The 21,636-nt window shown below is 40.1% G+C and carries 22 protein-coding genes; 8 read left to right on the top strand and 14 right to left on the bottom strand.

The features are described 5' to 3' along the window. The coding region (locus AB4583_RS13315; protein WP_372117680.1) for a transposase at positions 1 to 248 on the top strand (248 nt) is incomplete at its 5' end. Positions 249 to 567: 319 nt separating this feature from the next. On the opposite strand, the gene AB4583_RS13310 is transcribed toward AB4583_RS13315, so the two are convergent. The 4 genes from AB4583_RS13310 to AB4583_RS13295 all read right to left on the bottom strand — a co-directional run bounded on the left by AB4583_RS13310 (position 568) and on the right by AB4583_RS13295 (position 5,526). Continuing rightward, positions 568 to 1,764 (bottom strand): EAL domain-containing protein, encoded by a 1,197-nt coding sequence (locus tag AB4583_RS13310; protein WP_372117677.1) that lies wholly within the window; start codon positions 1,762 to 1,764, stop codon positions 568 to 570. After that, entirely contained in the window at positions 1,757 to 2,617 is an 861-nt protein-coding gene (locus tag AB4583_RS13305) for a helix-turn-helix transcriptional regulator (RefSeq protein ID WP_136978089.1), read from the bottom strand. The genes AB4583_RS13310 and AB4583_RS13305 overlap by 8 nt, the downstream gene beginning before the upstream one ends. 265 nt (positions 2,618 to 2,882) lie before the next feature. After that, on the bottom strand, positions 2,883 to 4,970 hold the full coding sequence (locus tag AB4583_RS13300; protein WP_372117674.1) for an ATP-binding protein: 2,088 nt from the start codon (positions 4,968 to 4,970) through the stop codon (positions 2,883 to 2,885). Between the two features lie 247 nt (positions 4,971 to 5,217). Continuing rightward, a complete protein-coding gene (locus tag AB4583_RS13295; RefSeq protein WP_136978091.1) occupies positions 5,218 to 5,526 on the bottom strand; it encodes an Hpt domain-containing protein in 309 nt (102 codons plus the stop codon). A 125-nt stretch (positions 5,527 to 5,651) separates the two neighbouring features. Here AB4583_RS13295 and AB4583_RS13290 point away from each other — a divergent pair, with 125 nt between their 5' ends. The 5 genes from AB4583_RS13290 (at position 5,652) to AB4583_RS13270 (ending at position 7,767) form a co-directional block, all read left to right on the top strand. Then, complete coding sequence (locus tag AB4583_RS13290; protein WP_136982828.1) at positions 5,652 to 5,885, top strand: TfoX/Sxy family protein; 234 nt, start codon at positions 5,652 to 5,654, stop codon at positions 5,883 to 5,885. A gap of 24 nt (positions 5,886 to 5,909) precedes the next feature. Continuing rightward, complete coding sequence (locus AB4583_RS13285; RefSeq protein WP_276605621.1) at positions 5,910 to 6,314, top strand: TfoX/Sxy family protein; 405 nt, start codon at positions 5,910 to 5,912, stop codon at positions 6,312 to 6,314. 322 nt (positions 6,315 to 6,636) lie between these two features. Next, positions 6,637 to 6,879 carry a hypothetical protein gene (locus tag AB4583_RS13280; RefSeq protein ID WP_136978093.1) on the top strand — a complete coding sequence of 81 codons (243 nt, stop codon included), beginning with the start codon at positions 6,637 to 6,639 and terminating at the stop codon, positions 6,877 to 6,879. 117 nt (positions 6,880 to 6,996) lie between these two features. Continuing rightward, positions 6,997 to 7,290, top strand: coding sequence for a helix-turn-helix domain-containing protein (locus tag AB4583_RS13275; RefSeq protein WP_136978094.1), 294 nt, complete (start codon positions 6,997 to 6,999; stop codon positions 7,288 to 7,290). Positions 7,291 to 7,497: 207 nt separating this feature from the next. Continuing rightward, positions 7,498 to 7,767 (top strand): reverse transcriptase domain-containing protein, encoded by a 270-nt coding sequence (locus tag AB4583_RS13270; protein ID WP_372117684.1) that lies wholly within the window; start codon positions 7,498 to 7,500, stop codon positions 7,765 to 7,767. Between the two features lie 263 nt (positions 7,768 to 8,030). Here the strand turns inward: AB4583_RS13270 and AB4583_RS13265 are convergent, their stop codons facing one another. From AB4583_RS13265 to AB4583_RS13220, 10 genes are all read right to left on the bottom strand, one after another. Next, positions 8,031 to 8,333, bottom strand: a complete 303-nt coding sequence (locus AB4583_RS13265; RefSeq protein ID WP_136982830.1) for a hypothetical protein — start codon at positions 8,331 to 8,333, stop codon at positions 8,031 to 8,033. Between the two features lie 95 nt (positions 8,334 to 8,428). Continuing rightward, positions 8,429 to 11,014 (bottom strand): Ig-like domain-containing protein, encoded by a 2,586-nt coding sequence (locus AB4583_RS13260; protein ID WP_372117668.1) that lies wholly within the window; start codon positions 11,012 to 11,014, stop codon positions 8,429 to 8,431. A gap of 199 nt (positions 11,015 to 11,213) precedes the next feature. Beyond that, on the bottom strand, positions 11,214 to 11,882 hold the full coding sequence (locus AB4583_RS13255) for a hypothetical protein (RefSeq protein WP_136978096.1): 669 nt from the start codon (positions 11,880 to 11,882) through the stop codon (positions 11,214 to 11,216). Positions 11,883 to 12,303: 421 nt separating this feature from the next. After that, a complete protein-coding gene (locus tag AB4583_RS13250) occupies positions 12,304 to 13,326 on the bottom strand; it encodes an OmpA family protein (RefSeq protein ID WP_136978097.1) in 1,023 nt (340 codons plus the stop codon). A 195-nt stretch (positions 13,327 to 13,521) separates the two neighbouring features. Continuing rightward, a complete protein-coding gene (locus tag AB4583_RS13245; protein WP_372117665.1) occupies positions 13,522 to 14,319 on the bottom strand; it encodes an outer membrane beta-barrel protein in 798 nt (265 codons plus the stop codon). 1 nt (position 14,320) lies between these two features. Then, positions 14,321 to 15,352: a hypothetical protein gene (locus AB4583_RS13240; RefSeq protein WP_372117662.1), complete on the bottom strand. Its 1,032-nt coding sequence runs from the start codon at positions 15,350 to 15,352 to the stop codon at positions 14,321 to 14,323. After that, positions 15,352 to 16,074: a hypothetical protein gene (locus AB4583_RS13235; protein WP_372117660.1), complete on the bottom strand. Its 723-nt coding sequence runs from the start codon at positions 16,072 to 16,074 to the stop codon at positions 15,352 to 15,354. Before AB4583_RS13235 ends, AB4583_RS13240 begins: the two co-directional genes overlap by 1 nt. Positions 16,075 to 16,084: 10 nt before the next feature. Continuing rightward, positions 16,085 to 18,835, bottom strand: a complete 2,751-nt coding sequence (locus AB4583_RS13230) for a TcfC E-set like domain-containing protein (RefSeq protein ID WP_372117657.1) — start codon at positions 18,833 to 18,835, stop codon at positions 16,085 to 16,087. After that, positions 18,835 to 19,350 carry a hypothetical protein gene (locus AB4583_RS13225; RefSeq protein ID WP_136978102.1) on the bottom strand — a complete coding sequence of 172 codons (516 nt, stop codon included), beginning with the start codon at positions 19,348 to 19,350 and terminating at the stop codon, positions 18,835 to 18,837. Before AB4583_RS13225 ends, AB4583_RS13230 begins: the two co-directional genes overlap by 1 nt. A 69-nt stretch (positions 19,351 to 19,419) precedes the next feature. Beyond that, a complete protein-coding gene (locus tag AB4583_RS13220) occupies positions 19,420 to 19,935 on the bottom strand; it encodes a hypothetical protein (protein WP_136978103.1) in 516 nt (171 codons plus the stop codon). A gap of 287 nt (positions 19,936 to 20,222) precedes the next feature. Between AB4583_RS13220 and AB4583_RS13215 the strand changes: the two genes are divergently transcribed. Both AB4583_RS13215 and AB4583_RS13210 read left to right on the top strand, forming a co-directional pair. Continuing rightward, positions 20,223 to 21,140: a helix-turn-helix transcriptional regulator gene (locus AB4583_RS13215; RefSeq protein WP_136978104.1), complete on the top strand. Its 918-nt coding sequence runs from the start codon at positions 20,223 to 20,225 to the stop codon at positions 21,138 to 21,140. Between the two features lie 287 nt (positions 21,141 to 21,427). Beyond that, positions 21,428 to 21,571 (top strand): hypothetical protein, encoded by a 144-nt coding sequence (locus AB4583_RS13210; RefSeq protein WP_372117652.1) that lies wholly within the window; start codon positions 21,428 to 21,430, stop codon positions 21,569 to 21,571. Positions 21,572 to 21,636: the final 65 nt, after the last annotated feature.

Below are 21,636 nucleotides of genomic sequence, written 5' to 3'. Positions count from 1 at the left end.
ATGGTCACTTATCTATCGATAATAATCGCGCTGAACGTGCAATTAAACCACTGGTCATTGGCAGAAAAAATTGGCTGTTCTCTAACACACCAAATGGTGCTGAGGCGAGCGCGATGCTTTACAGTATCGTCGAGACCGCGAAAGCCAACGGTCTTATCCTCTACGACTACATGGTCAAGTGCATGAAAGAGCTCGCGAAAGCAGAGCCTGATATCGACGCACTCCTACCTTGGAACTTCAAACACTGACAAGTCGCCCCGTGGGTTCATGGGGCGGATACGCTTCACGCTATGGTCTCTTCATCAGTCTCAACCCAAAAGGCCAGAGAACTGCGCTTAATGAGTGATTTTTTTGTAACAAGGCTTAGCCATGAGGCTACGTGAGGTAGCGAATATAAATATTTGTATCGTAGATTATTGATTTAGTTCCATATAATTATGTAACAAAGCCTTTACAATAAACAAAGTACAAGAAAAAGCCAGTAACATGCATTACTGGCTTACTAAAAATTGTCAACGTATTTTAGGGCGAGACACTCTAGTGTTTCCTAGTCGAGGGTTATCAAGTTTATTTTAGAAAATCGTTCGCGAAATGAGCTAACTCTTTTTGCTCTGCGAGCATCTCAACCACAATTTCTGGTAGTGATGGAACCCCATGAAGAAAACCTTGCTGGTTAAAGCCGCCTAGAGCTTCCAGAAACACACAGGTGTCTTTGTTTTCAACACCCTCATAGATAATACGCGCGTTTTTAACCGAAACGAGCTTCTTAACTTCATCGATTTTTTGCATGTAATCGATGTTATGGCAAAGTCCCCATGTAATGGTTTTATCTATCTTTATCTCACTAATAGGCAATTTGACAATACGTTCAATATTCGACGCTTCCATCCCAAAGTCATCTATAGAGATCTCAAAACCATTCAGCCTAAGTCGTAAAACATTTGCCAACAATTCTTTTTCAATATTACCAGAAAGACCCTTTTCCGTCAGCTCTACAACGATAGTATGCTCAATACCCTGCTTATAAATATCAAGTAGGTTATCGACAACAGATTCGTCAATCAGCAAATTAGGATCGATGTTAATCGAGAACCTCAACGATTTGTCCAATTCACTGAAGTAAAGGTGATAATCCTGAATAAATTTATTGATCACGATATTGGTAAAAACTTTTTGCTTTCCCAGCTCTTCAATTACTGGCAAAAAATAGCTCGGTGGAAGTAAGGTCCCGTTTACATCAGACCATCGTGACAACATTTCAAGCCCCGAAATCACATTTATATCCGAAACAACTTGCGGCTGATAAACCAGGTTTATAGGAAAGTCATCATCAATGATTGTCGCACGATGACCAAAGCCATTCTCGCCTTTAGTTATGGTTTCAACTTCAAGTGTTTTATCAACCAACTCGCTTATCTGGTTAGACCAAATAGGCTTTTCTAATGAAGCGACAACATTTAACTCATAGAGCTTTCCAAGCATGCTCACCGAGCTAACAATGGATTTATCCAAACCTGAAGTAATGATTATTTTAGACTCAATATTTTGTTGCGACATCATACTCAAGAGTTCAAATCCATCCCCATTGGGCATCATAATGTCCATGATAACCAAATCAAATGATGTGTTTTTCATTTTGCTCATTGCGTCGAACGCATTTTCTGCAAACTGTACAGATGTTTTTTTATTAGATGAGGAGACCGCATTTTTAATGACTTCTCTTGATAGCTCAACATCGTCAACAATCAATACTGTGTTATTCATTCTCTTCACCTTTATAGTTTGCAATAATATCCATCCAAGAGCGTTGTGATTTCATTTTCTTTGAATCCAAATTCATGACCTTCATTGTTCTATCGTTACTTCTTACACTTCGATACTCACAGCCCAACGAAAAGAACAGATCAAAAATCCTCCTATTTTTCAACAGTATATAAAGATCCTTGTTTGGATTTAGGCTTTGTAGATACTTGTAGGCCTCTCTGCCCATTGTGTCTGTAAATGACGAATAATGAGTACAGTTAAAAGTAACCACTAAATGTGCTCTATCTTCTTTAGATACTAAGACTGTCTCAAAAAAATCTACTGCAAGTTTATAGTTGGCACTTAATAAGTGCCCAATTAATTGCCCATTAACCGTAACAAGCGTTAGTTCCCCAGAATATTGATTTATTATTTTTTCAATAATTGCCTTTCTACTCAGACCTAAATCTTCTAAATTACTTAGAATAACGTTATCTTCATATTCAAATATGACATCAATTAATTTGGTTAATTTTCCCAGAAGAAAGGAATTATTTGAGTTTATCGTCGTTACTTCTGTTTGGACGTGCATGTTCATGTCAATATAACCGTTGTTATTAAATTTATTCGTTAACCCTGTGAGGACTGACTGTGAGTCGTTTGATTCCCAAACATCAAATATGTTGACTCCAATAAGATCCAGTAACTCGTTTTGACGTTTTAAGTGGGGAGTTGTTACTCCCCTTTCCCAGCGGCTTAGTGTCACAACGTCCAAGTTATTAAAGTTAGAGCTACTTCTTTGAATCGCATCAACAAAATTAGTTTGAGAGAAACCATTGTTAACACGAAACGTACGTATAATATTTCCAAACATAGCTTTACTTTCTTATTTTTTATTGTGGTTTAGCTTATTTTTAATTAAATACGAACAAAAGCTAAGGGCAAACTGTGATTGAATAATTTAGAAATGCCTAACCAGTCACAATCAACACTTATTGGATGAGTGTTATTTTCATAACAGTTTGAGCATTGCCTTGATGGCAATGCTCATCATAACTGTCAAAAAAACAGATGAAAATAACACGTGAAGATCAGAAGATTGCTTACCCTCAGATTATTGGCAGGAGTATTTAACTAAGTTAGCAAGTACCACCTGATAAAGCGCAATGAAGCTTTAGCTTTAAATCGCTCGGGTTAAGCGGTTTGGTTAAATAGCACGAAAAGTATTGGTTCATTCGAGACTCTTCTTGAATGGTGGCCCGTGCCGTAACGGCAATTATAGGCAACGATGGCTTACGCTTTTCTAACTCAGAAGCAAGCTCAATACCATCCATAACCGGCATAGAAATATCCGTAAGTACAACATCAAACTCATGTTCAGAAGCGAGCGCCAAAGCCTCCAAACCATCATTCGCGGTCATGCATTCACAACCCAACGCGTTTAAGTGGAACTCTAGAATTTCTCGGTTGAACTCAACATCATCAACGATCAAGGCTTTTTTACTTGTGTAGTCTAAACGCTCTCTAATATCATATGTCAGCTCTGCAACACCGTTTGAACACTCAAGAACATCCATAATTTCTTGGGCAGGGAGTGAGATAACAAAAGTACTACCGGTGCCGAGCGCACTCTCAACACGCAACGAACCCTTCATTAATTCTACGATGGTTTTAGTTATTGCCAAGCCCAAACCAAAACCAAACTGATGATCTTCTTGATTAACCTGTTCAAAGCCGTTAAACACCGCATCCAATTTATCTTGGGGAATACCGACTCCAGTATCGCTTACTGAGATATTGAATACTTTATCGTCGGATGAAATTTCGATTGTCACTCCCCCCTTATTTGTAAACTTCAATGCGTTCGAAACTATATTACTGATCGCTTGTTTTATACGAAGCTCATCAATCATCAATGTTGTCGAAGAATCGACGTTGCAGATAATATCAAGCGACAATTGTTTAGACTCGCTAAGCGGCAAAAACGTATTTTCAATTTCGCGTATTAAACTCATCACCGACAGACATTTAGGGTTTAATGAATAGCTTGCTGCTTTTACTCTTTCAAAATCCAATAGGTCATTCACAATACCTAAAATAGTATTGCTCGCACTCGAAATGCCATTCAGCTGATGGCTATGGTCATCAAAATATTTGCTGTTAGTTAGCATATGCGTATAACCAATAATCGCATTCAGTGGCGTGCGAACCTCATGGGACACATTTGAAAGCAGCACTGATTTCTGATTATTCGCCTCACTCGCCTCTTGCGCTGCTACCTCGTACTGTTTCGTACGCTCTTCAACTTCATATTCAAGCCCTTCAATTAAATTTTTAATCTGAACCCCAGCCTCAGAATAAGCCTTAGAAAGCTGCTCAATTTCGTCTCCATTACTATGAACCGTATGTATGGCTTTATTAAAATCACGCTGCTTTAAATGTTTAGCTTGTGCAATCAATTTAGTAATAGGCACGAGCATCTTATTCACCGCGATTGAGTTAATAGCCAAAAACAAACCAAGCAAAAGGATATAGGCGAAGAACAGGCTTTTGATCAACGAGTTATCACCAGATAAAACCAGCGCTTCGGTGGTCACATAGCTAGAACGAATCACATGCTCTGGCGTGACCAAAATTAACCTCCAGCCGGTTAGACGGTTCTTAACAAAAGTGACATTGAACACGCCCTTCTCGCCACTTACCACAAAACTACCCAAGTTATATGACATGATATAGCTTTCGACACTCTTCTGAGTTTGTTCATCAAAAACACTTTCAGACATCAATTGGTCAACATTCTGTTGTAGATTCGACGCGATAAGCTTGCCGTTGTCGTCTATTAAGAAATAACGATATTGGAATTCATCGATCATATTTTCAAAAGTCAGTGAACGAGAAAAATCTTCTAAATCGACATCAAATTTGAGTAACGCGTTATCCCAGTGCTCTGGACGAATATAAATGGTAAACCTAACGACGCGCTTTTCTTTAACTTCTTTATCTATATAGAGATTCTTATAGTGGACCATGCGACTAAGATCGACAGAAATATAGCGGCTTTCAATGCCATTTTCGGTGATAGAGACTTCTTGATTACGTTCAGTGTCAACAAAACGGACCTTTTTGATAAAGGGCTTAAGCTTAGTATTGATATAAGCCAACTGTATATTACGAAGTGCCTCGTTTTTCGATTCATTAACAAAATCACGAGCAAAATCAATCGCCACATGACCCACTTCCTCAGTGACCAACTCGACCTCTTTATCAAGGCTTACACTTTGAGCTTTCACAAAGGTAAGTAGAAGCTTTTTGTTATTCCCAGTAATGCTCTCCTTTATCTCTTCAAGTTGGTTTTGTGAAGAAACCTGGACGATTTCGATAGCAGAGTACGTAAGCAATACCACAAATAGAACCAGTATTGCTGCGTTGGTGAAAATGATTTTGTTTTTGAATGACACGTTCATACCCTCCAACTTAAGCGTCACAAAGGCGAATCATGGCGTTAGAGACATCTATCAAAATCTTTTTCCCGGCACTTTCATTGATTACCGCGTCATATTGCTCCAACTTGAGACAAACTCTTGCAATCTCTATAGCCCCGCAAGATAACGCAATGCCTTTCACTTTATGGGCAAGCGCTCGATTGGACTCACTCCCGTTAAGAATATCGTCACTAACCTTGTGCAAACTCCTAATAACAATTTGACGAAAACGAACGCCAATATCCGATTGAAAGTTACAACCCGTCGCCATAAAAAATACTTTTGTGTCAATGCTATACATACCAATTTCTCCCGCCTTCCATGAAAACCCTTAATTTTGAACGTCTGTTACAAAACTGATATGGCAGATCGAGAATTTAAATAACCGGCATGCCCATGGCATTTACTGTTTTTTTAATTTGACTTATGCCATATTCACTACGCGGCTATATTTGGATAATAAAAGAGACTATGTACAATTATCGAATAAAAATAATGGCTCATCTTTTCAGACATACTTTTAGACACTTGGAACAATTAGGTCGAGTGTCTATAAAACAAATATTTGGCGTAACGGCCTTCTATGTAGATAACGTCTTGCTCGTGCTACATAAAAGTGGGGAGCTGTATCTCAGAGGTACATCGGCACAAGAAAGCTAGTTTATTAACAAAAACTATCCCAAGGTGAATGCAATCTCACTAGGAATATGTCAGAATGCGGATTATTACAAGTTACCAGCAAGCCCTTGGAGCAAGTATTCTTTAACCCTATGTGAAACGGAATTCGCACTAGACCAAATAAAAAGATCACGTAGTAGTTATCTTTCTGAGCCAGAAAGGCTCAAAGACTTACCCAACATGCGATTCTCAACCGAGCAACTTCTTGAGAAAGCGGGCATCAACTCCATTGAGAAACTCAAAAATCTGGGCACGATTGGGGCTGTAGAGGCTATCCAACAGCATACCCGCCATAAGCCAACCATCGAATTGGTTTGGTCGTTAGAGGGTGCTATCCAGGGTATACACCGTTCACAACTGCCGACGAAGCTAAAAAATGCATTGCGCACCCAAGCTCAAAGTTATTGTTAGCCTACGAAGCTTAGATTCTTGTTAATTCCAAATGCGGTTAATTTGATGCCGTGGCTATTCCTAACTACGGTTCATTAGGCTAACCCGTTGCCCTTAAATGATTTCCCTCAAGTTTAACGTCCTTAGATTAACCTCCCCTTTCATCGCCCACTCCGTTTTAATTTTCACTGCCAGCCTTTATTTTGGTTTCCTATTATTCCCTCTGCTACAAATTACTTTTCAAGTTTCAATGCAACTGAATTTATAACTATTTATTTTACAACCTGCCCTATAGCTACCAAACTAGGCACATGAATACAGCAATGGCAAAAGGTGCCTAAATATGCGTTCGTTACTCTTTATTTCAACAGCAGTATTATCAACACTTATCTCTTTTCACTCGGCGGCCGCAAATGTCACTGTGCGTTGGACAGGGAAAGTACCGACTTCTGACTGCGCTTCAAACCCTATTAGCAATCAAGTCGCGTTCGACTCACTCAGTGAACGCTGCAAGCTAGAGCTCAAACAAAGTGAAGTAACCACGACGACCAAAACAGAGAACAAGATGGTCTCATTTGATCTGTAAGTTAAAATGAAAAGCCATTAGGTAGGCATAACAACCAATTTAATATGCAACCCGACCTTGTCCTCAAGCACAGAAGAGAAATAATACGGGCATGATAATTAAACTGGTTGTTTGTTTATGAAAATTACTTTGCACCATGGGTCGCTAAGGCTCTCTATTGAGGATTGCCCTACAATTAAACCCATTCGACTCACACTCAGTGAATTTTTAGTTCTCGAAGAGTTACTCGCTCATGAAGGGGAACATTTAACAAAATATCACCTGCTCCAAACTGGTTGGCCCAATTCGTACGTTTGTGATAATGCGTTAAATATGGTGATCATGTCTTTGAGAAAGAAGCTTCTTAGGTTAGGTGGATGGATTGAAATTAATACCATTTATAGGGTTGGCTACAGTCTGCATAAAAATTGACGAAATACGTGTTTTCCCGTGAGTTTGCCCCATAATTATCCCTAGTCAATTCGTCACAAACTTGTCTCTGAGTTACTCCGTAGTGCGCAACTTGCAGGTCGTAGCCAACAAAAGGCCACACAGACATTGCAGTTACAACACACTGCCACGAGCTCTATCATGCCATACTTAGCGGCTCGTATGCCTTGAGCCCACCAACACTTCGCCATTACCGAACCTAAACTCAGAAAGGTTTATGCCCCTTCATTCAAAGACCGAATTGCTCAAATGTGGGTGTGTAGTCACTTAATCCCGCTAATGGAAAAGCGTTTTATTGACGACACTTACGCAAACCGTAAAGGGAAAGGAACCTACGCGGCTATAGAAAAAAGCCAAAAATTAATGAGGCAACCAAAGCTCCAATGGGCAATGTCGTTGGACATATACAGCTATTTTAACCAGATAGATGAATCCCTTCTACTCAATAAAATAGAGTAGCTTGTTGCCAATGCCACCATTACCCTACTTAAACAGCGTTGCCTTATTGAAGTAACCAAGGAAATTATTACTCACGATACCGCACGTGAAGCTCTTACTCGAACAGGGGAGCAGTTTCTTTTGCACGCGATCCCTAAACATAAGCGCCTTACCTAAGGGTAGGCCTGCCGATAGGTAGCGTCACGAGCCAATAATGGGTAATTATTACCTCAATGACCTAGAGCACTTTATTGAGCACGAGTTAAAGTAAAAGGTAACGTTCGTTATATGGATGACCAATTAGACATATCGGCACAAAAATCAATACTGATGACGCCTTTTTTGTCAGGATACACGCCTATTTTCGCAAGGCTACTTGCGGGTAACCCACCCGATAGAACACATTGTGAACCGATTTTTTTCACCACTTTAGCCGAGACTTTTAAAGCAGGCAAAGAGGGGCGAGTTTCCACCCACTGCTGCCATGCGTAGAGCGCTTGGTCATAAAAGCGAACAAATATGCCTTCATGAATACCGATGATTTTACCTTGTTGCTGACTCAGCTTGAGTTTTGTTTCAATATCCATCTCTATCCTTACTGAGTTTAAAAATAAACCTTTAATTTTTTAAAAAGAAAAAACGGCCCTGCGGGCCGCAAACTCTAAACATTGAACGTGAAACCCTAAGAACCTGAAACGCACGAGGCGTAGCCATGATAGGCGGGGTCGTAGCGGTAGAAGTCGCCAACGCTGAGGAGCACGCCGTAGTAGTCGTTAGCACTAGGCTTCGCCGACCAGTAGGGGTAGTAGGTCGCCCAACCCTTCACAGCAAACATATTTGAATGGGTGCTATAAAGACTCACCAACTCATCTTTCGTTGGTAAACGCCAATTACTCTTACCTAGGAGGTTAATGTTGTTATATTGAGTACAAAGTTGGACGGCCTTAGGGTGATTGAAACGAGCAAACACACCGTTAGTAGGGCCGCGGTAACCAGACTCCTTGTAAGTAGAACTATACTCAGCGTAGTCTATAGCCTGTAAAAAGCTGACACTTGGGTTTCCGGTATACAGCTTTCCGCCGTTTTCCGCCACTTTGATGCAGTCACCCGCGGCGTTTGCTTTATCATCATCGCCGACTTGCCCCCCACAAAGGTAGGCATTAAAGGTCACTTGACTGGTTGAATCAGAAGTCATGCCATCTGTGGTGGTGTAAGACGAGTTCACGCTAAACGTCATGTTGGCGTTCGGCGTTTGATACTGCGGATCCCATGTTACGCGGACTTTTTGCTCACCTTTCGAATCTGTGTTTTCCGTCTCTTTTACCAAAAGGGGCTTGACAATCTCGGACGTGCCAGGGTGCTTGCCGCTACTTACCTCTGACGTAACCGAATAACCTTCTACCGGGTTGTCATAGGCATCTTTCAGGGTTGCCGTTACCTGGTTACCTTCAACTGAGGTGTAGGAAGCGTTGTTGATCGTCGCTTCTGATGTCACACCTGCGGTCTTTTCATCGCCAATGAATTTTACTTCATGAGTTTGAGTCACACCGCCGACATCAAAAGTTACAGTCACCGTCTCAGCTTTCGTGCTGCTTAATGTAAACTCAGCGATACCTTGGCTGTCGGTTGTTTGCGTCTCAGGATAAAGTGTTGCGTAATCACCAGAGACCGATGCACTGATTTGCGTATCTGGCCTAACTTCATCGCCCAGTTTCAGCTCCACAGATACCGTACCAACATCGGTACCATTCGCCACCACCTCTGTACTTGAGTCAGGTTGCACCTGAATCAGGCCTTGCTTGAAACATGTCGCATAGTAATAGCCTGTCGGACTAAGGGCTCCCGTCTGAACGCTGCCACTGTCAGACAAGTCTACCCACTTAGCCTCTTCAGCCACATCGTCATAAGCAAGGTACGTGTAGTCCGCAGGCCAATTGTGCAGAGTTTGCACATTGATGTTTGTTCCCATCTGCGAAAGTTCCTCTACCGTTGGCAGCGAAGCTCCGCTTTGCTGACAATACTCTACCGCTGTTGGGTAACGCACCCCTGCCATGTCGATTGCCGGCGAGTACGCTGTATCACTGAGTTTGGCATCGTAAGCTAGGCCTTGATATGCTGCGTCAACCGCAGTAAGGGGCGCAGTAAACACATCCGCTAAATAAGGAATGTCTCCCCATTTACCTGACTGATTTGGATCTACAACCTCTACACGAATCAAACCCATATCATAAACGCCATTATGATCACTGACGGCAAAACTTATGTAGTGATAGCCCGGCTTTGATGCTTGAAAGACGATCTTTTTGTTCCCGGTGTTCTGCGGATCTTTAGAGGCTGCTTCGGCGTTGAATGTATTAACGTAAACTAATTGATAATCATCACCATCATCAGATGTTACAAATTCACTGATGTCGATTTCTATTTCCGTAGAGACGTTAACAGCATCGGGATATTCAATAGGATCATTAATCGTAAAGCCTTGGTTCGCCTCATAGCCTACTGCGATATCCAAAACACCCATTAATACTAAGCCGTTCCCTGAATCTTCGAAGGTATAGAGCACACGGTCAATGCCGGTAAAACCTTGCGGCGGTGTATATTCCAAGACCTGATCATCTGTATCATTTATTTTAACTGAACTAGAACGAGCGTACGGCAATGTAAGCTCCGTTAATACAAACTCGTCACCTAACGTAAAGCCAACTTTATCCAGTTCGCTTTTCAGTGAAACGCTCACATCTTCGTTAATCAGTGTTGTTGCGCTCACTGGAACCAATTCGGTTGAGCTAGGATCGCTACTTACCGCAATGCGTGCGATCGCAGAGTTCGAATCTTCTCCACTACTATTATTGCTCATTGCCATTGGCGCTTCAGCTACACGTCCCATTGGCGACAATATTCTAGGGGTCACATGATACCGATAATCACACACCTTGGTATCAGAGGCCTGAATTACAAACCCAGTTTCTGTGATACTTTCTACTTGGCAGCTATTATCGTTAGACAAGACCTCGACTTCACTCAGCGCAAAACCGCCGCCAGTAGATGAAAAGACCTTTGATGATAGGTCAACTTCAAATAATTCTGAATAACCAGTTGAGTAAGTGGCATTTTGAGCTGAAACTGTTGCTAATTGAGTTTCAGAAGACTGCCCGGTACTACTTTCGCCGCCATCGCCGCCACCGCCACACCCAACAAGACCAAGTGTTACTGCAAAAGCTAAGCTCGAACCTATACCGCACCTCAAGTTTTTATTTAAGTCGTTCATAGTTTTTCTCACTAATTTCTTCATACATTTTTAAATTTCATATTACCCTTTGCCAACAAAAATATATTGGGCATATGTGATTTTCTTATAAATCAAAGTGCCATGTCTGTTATTTTTAAATTTATCAAAGACCAACCATCCTAAATTAAAATTAATCAGTTAAATAGACACTAATAATTTACAATACAATCACCCACTCTTAGTTAATTAACTTCATTCCATTAGAGTAACTCTTATCATAAGACGTGACAGTCACATTAAGCTGCTCTCTTTGAACACCACTCAATAGAGGAAACGTTTTATCTCTGCCTGACATAACAGTGAATTTTTGCTTACATTGCACTTTATTATCGATATTACATGAATTAACATCGACATAAATTAACGTATTACTCTTATTATCGATGCGCAAATTGTCACCTTGATTGTAAATATTATAATCAAAACTTGGCATTGTCGTTGGGATAATATAAACTGGTGAAAAACCATAGTTTATCTCGACACCGTGAATGTTCTCTCCCTCTTCTTTATAACGACTAGGAGTAAATGGCAGCATAAACATCAAATCTTTGCTGTTATCGCAAGACATGTTGTGACATAAACTACGAATACCCACGTCTTTCTCTTCACCAGGTTTTAAAACTAACCTTGGATGCGTAAGAGATATTTTCCAATCATTCAGGTTATTTCTTGTATAACGATGGCGAACGATCTTGTCACCATCAACCACTTGAATTTCTTCTACTTTTCCATCAACAAAAATCGAGCGAGGCTCGTCATTAATAAGTGTCACGACACCATTGCCCTTTTGATCCGCGACGACTATCATTTTATCGACATTAAAAGCATTGGCTGCGGTAGAAGTCATTGCCGCACTAATTACGAATACTGTGAATAGATTAGATTTAATTATCATGTTTCTCTCTACTAAAAATGATATATTTATTGATGTTACTCGTCTATTTTACTGAGTGCGTATATAGCACCAAGCGCGAAAAGAATGAGTACATACATGTTTAAAATATTTGATCCGAACATTACTCCGCTCTCTTATATTTGACCTTCATGTATATAACTGAGGTATTAATTGGCATATTTACGAGCCCAACCGATAAAAGGTGAGTAGCTCGATTGATGAGGAGTATCGCGCGTTCAGGTTTGAAGGTATTGGGCATTTCTGAATTTCTAAGATGCGGGATGCGGGATTGATGTGGTTGATAAAATGTAAGACAAAGAAAACAGTACAAAGGGCACGATTGTGCCCTTTGTACTTGTGTCACCATAATCATCTAGTTATAAGCAAACCCAATATTTACGCGACGGTTTTTGGCACGTCCAGCATTAGTATTGTTATCTGCTATTGGGTTGGTCTCGCCATCAGAAAAAACATTCATTCGATCACGGCTAATCTGTGCGTTTTCAAGATATTGAGCAACACTACTTGCACGCTTTCCTGCTAGCTGCTTATTCAAAGTTTCCGAACCTTCATTGTCAGAATGGCCAACGATAATCACTTGCAACTCTTGCCTCTGTTTCATCAATTGAATGATTTTATCTACCTTAAAGGCCTGTACTTTTGATAAGTCAGAACTCGACACGGCAAACGAATCGATGTCAACGCTAGTAGGTAGCACTAAAGGTACTTTATTTGTATTTTCGACCTCTTCTTTTAGTTTGCTTTCAACAACGTTAGGTTCGATTAGTTGACTAGGTCGCTGACTCTCAATAACTTCATTCGATGTTTCCTTACCTAATCCAAATCGATATTTTAACCCTAACAATGCGCTGTGGTTATTAAACAACCCAATCGAAGGTGAGTTATCACCTACCTCATGAACGTATTGGTAGCTAGTATTCACCTGCCAATGTCTTGAAATATTGTATGCTAAACCTAATTCACCCATTGGCGAAACGCCTGAGTCACTCTGCTTTCTGCCCGACTGATTGCTTTTATTGTCTAAATTCCAATATGCAGCACCGATTTTACCAAACGCAGACCATTGTTCTAAAAACACCCAATCATAACGAACACCAGACTGGATGATACTTGTCTCAATGTCTGAGGCATTGTTGTTAGCATCAAAGGTGTCCCAATGTTGGTAACCGAGGTCAACGCTCCAGTTCTTGTTCCATTGATAGCCACCATAGATACCGAGAAGCCAACTGTCTTTCATCTCATCAACATCTTTAACTTCATCTGCAAAGTTATAGCCGGATTGTAGCCCGACAAATACATCGCTTTGGTTTGACTGAGCGTATGCGGTTGCTGATGATATTAATGCTGTACAAACAAGTAAATAGTTTAATTTCATTATTCCATTTTCTAAGTTAATTAATTGAAAGGTAAATTCTAAACAACCTTAAAGTAAACTAAATAGCATTCCTAAAATCGATTTTTAACAGGTGATATTTAGAGATAGTCAAAGTTTTATAGCTACGAAAAAAAACACTGCCCAAAATGGCAGTGTTTCTGTTTCAAGGAAGGAAATTTAATATAAACAGCCAATTTACTCTAAACAGACAATTTTGGGATAAACTATTTTCTCACCAGGGTAAATAAGATTCAAATTACGATTATTAAAATTTATATTTTTTTCAACCAATTCATCCAATGAAATATCAAATGTATTTGCTATTTTTAGTAAATGGTCGCCAGAAGCTACTCGGTATTCAATTAAACGCTGCTGACACGATGGGGCTTTCTTAATTGGGACAATAGCCGCCAATTGGGTTTCCGCCGTTGTTACTTGAGTCGGATCTTCAATAGGCTGTTCGACATTGGGCCTTGGATTAATATCTGAAAGGCCCTCTTCCGCTTCATTGCTTGAAAAACGATAAACCAATAGTGCATTAAATGCGTATAGATCGTCTTGTTGTCGAACTAAATCAAAGATGCCTTGATAACCAAGGTCAGCATACCAATTTTGACTCAGTTGATATTTAAGACCAAGTGATGCCGTTAAATTGGTATCATCACTAGAAAGCGCCCCTCCGACTCCTGCATATAATGAAGCAAAATCACTGACAGGTAACAGTAAATCTGTCTCAATCATCACCGCTCGGAGGCTATCTATTTCAGGGTCAGAAAAGGCAGAAAAATCAACATAGCCTAGCTCAAATAGTACGTTTTCATTAATGTTATATCCGACCGAGGCCTTATAACCAAGAGCTTCAGTCTGACCCATGTTGTCATCAAATGCAGAAAACGTCATACCACCACTCATCTGGATAGGCAATTCTTTCGCTGACGTACTAATGGATAAGAACACAGCGATAATCGATGTCATTAGGTTTATTTTTTTCATATTAAATACCAGGCTCCAACATGATCGTAACTTCATCAAAATAATCACCGGAAACAGCTGAGCTGCCCTCGATATCGTAATCAAAGTCCAACGTGAAGCTGATACTTGTTTGCACTCCAGCACCTTCTGAAATAGCCGTGGTTTGATTCCTTAATTCCCCTTCATTGACTAAGTTACTAGGGTCACACTGAACGCAATTTATGCTATAAGGAATAACCACACCATGGCTATTTGAATTAACCAGTTTGTATGACTGTTGGGGCATGGTTAAAACAATTCCGTCATTAAAATAACCGTTCGCTGTAATATCGAATGATGTTGTCGATGTTATTCTTTTCCCAATTGTGTCGTAGACTGGCGTCATGACACCATCTCCAGTTACAAGCACGCTATCGAGTTGCACAGGCTGATAATCAAATGAAAACAACATCACTTCATTGATGTTGCGATAAGTCATTATGCCGTCATTTTCGTAGTAGTAACGAATATTTACCGGAACTGAGGCGGAATATAGCCCCTCTGGTAGCCCACTGAATGCAGATACTATTTCACTTTCGTTAATATCGAAAATAGGTCTCAGGAAAATAAATGGGCTCGATTTTTGTTTATTAATCAATCGAACAGAAGAAACACAGTTCGCACCTTCAACAGTAACAATTGGTAATGACACTTCATCAAATGAGCAACCACCACCCACCGTATTCGCTGACTGGGCAAATTCAATTCCAGTGGTATTGTATTGAACGCCCGATATATCGATCGATATTGATGGTGAAGTATTTCCACTTCCCCCGATTAAAGTCATCGAAGTTGGGGGGGGGGCCGAAAACGTCGCGGCCGCCCACGCCTCTGAAGCCTGCAGCATAGGAGGAGTTTCCCACTTACTTGGCAGCATTTTACCGTTGTAACGTGTCACATTGTCCCAACGAACACCACCAGCCTTAACTTCCGCGCGAATTTCAAACGCAGCTTGAGCCATATTTGTCGTCATTAATGCAATAAGCGCTGCAATATATAGGATACGTCCAGGCATTAGATTTTTCCTCTCGTCACCGTTTCTTTCTTTGAATAGCTTTTGTCGTGAGATGTCACGGTGATGGTCAACTCGTTATTTTGCATACTTTCAATTAGAGGGAACGTCTTGTTTCTTCCCGATACAACAGTAAACTTTTGTTTGCATTGGGCTGTATTTACAGCGCTACATGCATCAACAAAAAAGTTGAGCATAGTATTACTTTTATTTTCGACTCTCAGGCTGTCACCGTTATTGGTCAATTCGTAAGCATAATTCGGCTGTGTTGTAGGAATAATATAAACGGGTGCGAATCCGTAATTAATTTCCACACCACTCACTACTTCATCAGGCCTGTATTCACTTGGAGAAAAAGACAACATAAACATCAAATCTTGCGAATTATCGCATGCAGCGTTGTGGCATAAACTACGTATGCCAACGTCTTTCTCTTCTCCGGGTTTCAAAACCAACTTCTGGTGCGTTAATGACACCTTCCAATCGTTTAAGTTGTCTCTTGTGTACTGTTTTTTTTCTACCTGCTCTCCGTCAACAATATTTATCTCATCAACCTTCGCTTGGACAAATATTGGTTGAGACTCGTCGTTGGTTAACGTAACGATACCGTTCCCTTTATCATCAGAGACAATAACCATTTTATCTACCGTAAAAGCTTGTACACTTATAGATAACAATATGGCGGTGAGTGATACTAAATTTAATAATACTTTATTTGATTTCATTTCGCTCTCCTTAATTAGCTTGTGCGACAGGGTATGTAATGGCGTTGGTGCGATAAAGTCGCTTTGCCAGCAGTTTTAACTGATCGATATCTCTTTTATGAAGCGCTATTGTTTCCGCCATGTTTATAGATTCATGAGCTATATAGATTGCCTTAAACGAACCGACTTCTTTCTGAATAACTCGATAACCGTGTGACTCGAGCTTTTTAAGCGCTTTATTCAGTTGAGTCGAGCTTTCGTATGCACCTAAATACATCGCTTGTAGCCGTTCATCTGCATCAATCAAGTCTATCTGTTTGTCTTGAGCTATTGGCAAACAATAGTTTTGACCAAAGTTCATCTGATTTGTTGAAGTAAACTCATAAGGCAATAAGCACTGGCTTTCTTTCGCTGACAATTCAAAGTTCATGCTTTCCAATACAGTTACTCGATAAACACCATCGGCCATTTCATTAACTTCGATACAACCTTCTCCATGACACTCTACTTCTGTAATCGGTTGTTCTGAGATGTCATTAAAAGCACTGACGAACGAAACTATTCGACTGACTCTTGGCTCTATAGAAGCAACCGTTCCTGGGTGTGTAAACACGGTTACGTTGCTATCACCAGAGTTATAAAGGTCAACGCTCTCTGAATCAAAATTCGCGCGATATTGACTATAAGATTCCAAAGGCACAATGGTTTCATCGCTATATACGATGAACTTACTGTTGTTTTTCCCTTCTTTTTTAAGAGAGAAGTAACCCTTCTCATCAAGCGCCTGCTCTGTGTTCTGCGACTGATGAATATCGACAAGCGTATAAGATGTTGCTGCTTTATCGGTAATATAAACACCGTCAGTTGTCACTATTTGTGTACTAGACAAACCTGCATTGATACCATTCATGCCATTAGTTGACGTATGGGCGGAGGCGTTCATTCGAGCGTATTTAGTCGTGCCGCTTGTCGCCAATAGTGCATCTTGATACATATCATCTTGTTGTCGATTGTAGGTATTGCTCACCTCAAGCGACGTATTAAATGAGTCTGAGTCAATTAACTCATTTCGTCTTACGGTTGTTTTAAATTGATTAATGTCATCACTATCACTCGTCAGTCCCACGATGGTTTCTACGGTGTCTGACAACGGAACACTCCATAACAAATTAATTGATGTGTCGTCCGTCGCCTCAGAGTAATCGACGTTAATATTAACTCGAGAATCTAAAACTGTGGGCGTGCTGTAACCAACGGAAATAAACTGCTGTTCCTGTTCATCCGAGTTACCTAAATTGTCTAGCTGCTTGTCGTTATTAAGCGAGTAAACCGCATACACAGATTGTCCACCACGGAAGCTGTACGAAGAATTCAACGATAGACGTGAATAATCGGCATATCCGTACATATAAGACGCAACTGGATCTCCAACCTCATTATCTAAAGATTCGTAAGAGAGACTTAAATAAGGGATACCAATATTAGCGTTCAAGTGAGAGGCATCTTCGAATTGGCTGTAAACGGCTTCAGCACTCAAATCCAGATCAATCAGATTATATGCTCCACCAACGGTGTACATTGTGCCACTGTCCGTTACCAATCCGCCCAAGCCTATTTGTAGCGAACGCAAGAGTTGGTAGTTAACCAATGCCTTGCCAAAAACATCATCTTCAATGTTTTGAATGCCATGTTCCATGTAGTCGTAATGGCTTCCTGAAAACATACCGGCACTAGCAACGAAATCCACTTCCCCTTTAGTCAGAGAGTCACTTTTGGTGTTATATACTTGATAAGTCTGGGTATTGATAACTTGTCCACCACTTGTCACTTCCAGTACGACTTCGTAGCGACCTGATGGTAACTTGCTGTAAGGAATTGAGTTTTGCCCTTCTGGTACGTTATCTTGAAAAATTAATCGACCATCGCGGGATACTTGTACTCCACCACTTGTTGGTGCATAAAAGCTTAAAACTTTATCGTTATTATGCCCACCTACGAGTAACTTTTTAGAGGTACCTACCGTAATCGAGTTTTGAGCAACACGAGCGGTGTTATTCAAGAAGTCGGTAGAGTTAACCTCTGGCTCAAATTCAAAATGGCCCGCTTTCATTGAGTAAGAATCGACATCTAAGTGATACGCCGCTTCATACAATTCAGAACCGTTATCACTGTTATTTGCATTAAAATCCGTCTTGAGGTATCCGTAAGGCAGTCCAAGTGTCGTTTCATTATTTAAAGAAACGATTGAGTCTTGATCTTGATATTCACTCACGTACAGATCAAATGAATTGATTAACCCATTGTGCTGGCTCAGAGGCGAGTGGTATGCCTGTTCTTCGTCGAGATTAGAGTATGACAGTATCTGTGGAGATACAAAAACATAGACTTCTTGATCGTTATAGTTATGAACAATTTCAAATGTTTCTGGGTACAACTTACATTTATCGAGCTTACCTAAACACTCAGACTGATCTTGTATGCCAACCATTAATTGTTCTATGATTTTCTGCTGGTACTCAGCCGACACTGCATTATCATTTAAATAGTCAGATACCTCTGCGATCGCTTTTTTATTATTCGAGTCTAATTTTAACGTGTTAAACGACGTTAAAAATGGGATCGGTGAAGTAAGGGAACCATCTAAGTTACGCATACGAACCATTGATTCTTTCAATTCAAACAGTTCTTCAAAACCTTCTGGAATATTTTGGCTATAACTTGAATAAGAATACAAAGGCATTAGCATTAAAATTGCCATTGTTGTGAGTTTGAACCTGAACATTATACATCTACCTCAATATTGAACTCTATCTCACCATTACATCTCTCCGGTTGGCCTGTTGTGGTGATATCTTTAAATGACTTAAAATTTAATACAATGTCATGCTCACTGTACTTATTATCGCCATCATTTAAATTGAAATTTAAAAAAGAGACGGATTCTCCCTCCGATATGCTTTGTCCATCAATCGTTAATTGAACGAAATCATCCTGAACATTGCTCACTCCAGAGTAGTCAGTACAAGTTGACGTATTTTTCGTCAACGTTGAAACATAAGGAATATCCGAAGATTCAAATGGAATATCTGTTTCAATTCTTAATGTGGTATTAACGTCATCAAATTTTGTTTTATCTTGGTTTGATGCTAACTCCAAAACTGCAGGAATAAATTCAACAGAAGTAATTGAGTTTGTATATAGATTGCCTACGTCTAGCCTCGTGGTAATGTTAAGCACTTTAAAAGCGGCATCGGCATTCATACTTATGAAAGCCAATAGTATTAAGACTATTTTCATATTGACCACCGTTAAAAAAACAAAAGCTCGTAATTATTACGAGCCTTAAAATCGGGAATTGTCTACAAATTAAACAACGTCAGCCATAACCGTTAGCGACGCTTGTACAGTAGTATCAGCAACGTTGGCAGAATCTAGTTCAGCAGTTTGCTTTAGTGAAACTGAGATAGACTGTTTATTATCGACAGAGTCTCCTTTCGCTACTTTACTACCATCCACGTAGGCTTCAAGAATTTGACCTGGTTGTACTGCGTTGTCGTAGGTAGCGTTCATACTATGAACTGTCCAGTTAGCTGAAGCTAGCGCACCAATTACAGGTTCAGCTCCTGATGTAGCCGTATTTTTATGAGCTTCTAGAACAACATTTGATGTCTGAAATGTACCATCAGCTTCTGCGACAATCTCACCTGTTAGTTCGAGTGTGCTAGAATCTTCACCAGTGATGATTAACGAATCTGATGCAATAGAACCTGGAACTAGACCAGTCCAAACAACTGTAGCACTTGCAGAGTCTGCTGCGTTAGCGTTTGCCGCCATACCCATTAGAAGAACTGATGCTAGTGCGCTTTTTTTGAAATTTGACATTTTTACTTTCCTTTAAGTTTATATATTTCATTAATGATTAAACCCGTTATTGACGTTCCTCGCTAACCGGATGAAATGAATTATGCGGAACCACTGATGGAAAATATTGGGCATTAACAAATTTATATATACAAGAGTGCCAACTCGATTCAACGCTCACATGCGAGTTTGTTTTATCCTATCTAGTTGACACAGGCCTCAATCATTTAATCCAACTCCCCTAGAGCGCTTGAACTATGAAATGAACTAAACAATACTAGAATTAAAAATAATCACAGGACAAAAGAATGAGACTCACATTTTCCCAGTTTTTAGAATACGTAAGAGCAGATAAAAAATTGACACAACAGGAAATGGTCGACTTACTTAGTAGCTCTGACGCGGATTTTTCTAAGCTTGACCTCACAACCTTCAGTCGCTGGGAGAGAGGAGTAACATCACCCAAATTATCTAAGCAATTACTCATAGCGAGATTGATGGATGAAGACGTCTTAAAACTCATTGATCCAGACGTTGAAGGCAAAATAAAGAATAAACGTCATTTTGAGAAAATGACCAACCGTATCCTTCAGCCATACTCAACAGCTCCTGAAACGTTTTCTCATTACTATCACGGCTCATTAGCTAAACAACATAGTTTGTGTGAGCAGTTGGTTGGATTTCACCAAAACTATATGGGTATATGTGTCGACGCTGGGGATATACAACAAAGTAAAATGGGTTTGAATACATTTAGTGACTCTTCAAGTATGTTAGTAGGACATTTACTTTACGGTTTTGTGCCGATCGAGCAGCAAGCTTCATCACTTAATCCAAACCAACTATCAGCCTGCCCCTTTGTAGATATAGAAAAAAGCATGGAACAACCTGTAGATCTGTATGTAATCTCTACGTTCGGTACTTTGCCTACCCCTAGAATGGTTAGTATTATGTTTATGTTAGATATATTGTGCCAAAATACTCGCATCAAAAATCTAGTATTAAATTGTCATGATCAAGAAGCCTATGCGCTGTTCGAAGCGGGTACAGACTATGAACTTGTATCAAAAGGTAACGAAATCCCTTTCGGAGGCGTTAAAGTTTTTGGGAAAAATTACCAATATGCGCAAATTAGAATCAAATCTGAAAGTATTCTCGCATCGAAATTAATATCAAGTATGCTTCCATTTATTCAGGATCACATGCACAATTTATTAGGAGATTAGATACCCCGATGCATTCACGGAGCATTTACAGCGACAGCTCCATGCAGAGTTGACCGAATCCTTGTCGACCTATTGTCTTATATAATTGGCCATGACTTATTCACTACAGGCAAAGTAACCTCACGACAAAACAATGTCTCTTTCCAGTAAACCTTACTTATCGAATCGAACGTTTTTCGCATGTGGTGCGAAGATTGGCTTTTAGTTTTACCTGGCGTTGTTAATGATATGGACACTTCCACCCACCGTCTAAACTTATAGTCGGTAACATAAATGAGGAAGAGACCATGACCATTGCAACTTTAGGTATCGACTTAGCTAAATCTTCTTTTGCTCTTCACGGAGTAGATTCATCAGGCAAAGTTCTTTTGAAGAAAAATATCAGCAGAAAGAAGTGGCTTTGTTTCCTAAATCAGGGAACTAATGCTTAAAGCTACGATCAGATCATCTAAGTTCACTCACATACTTAGAGCAATGCCAAAGCCTCGCTACAGAA

Source organism: Vibrio sp. 10N.222.49.C12, from assembly GCF_041475025.1.
GTDB classification, from domain to species: domain Bacteria; phylum Pseudomonadota; class Gammaproteobacteria; order Enterobacterales; family Vibrionaceae; genus Vibrio; species Vibrio crassostreae_C.
This window is presented reverse-complemented; position numbering and strand designations above follow the sequence as displayed.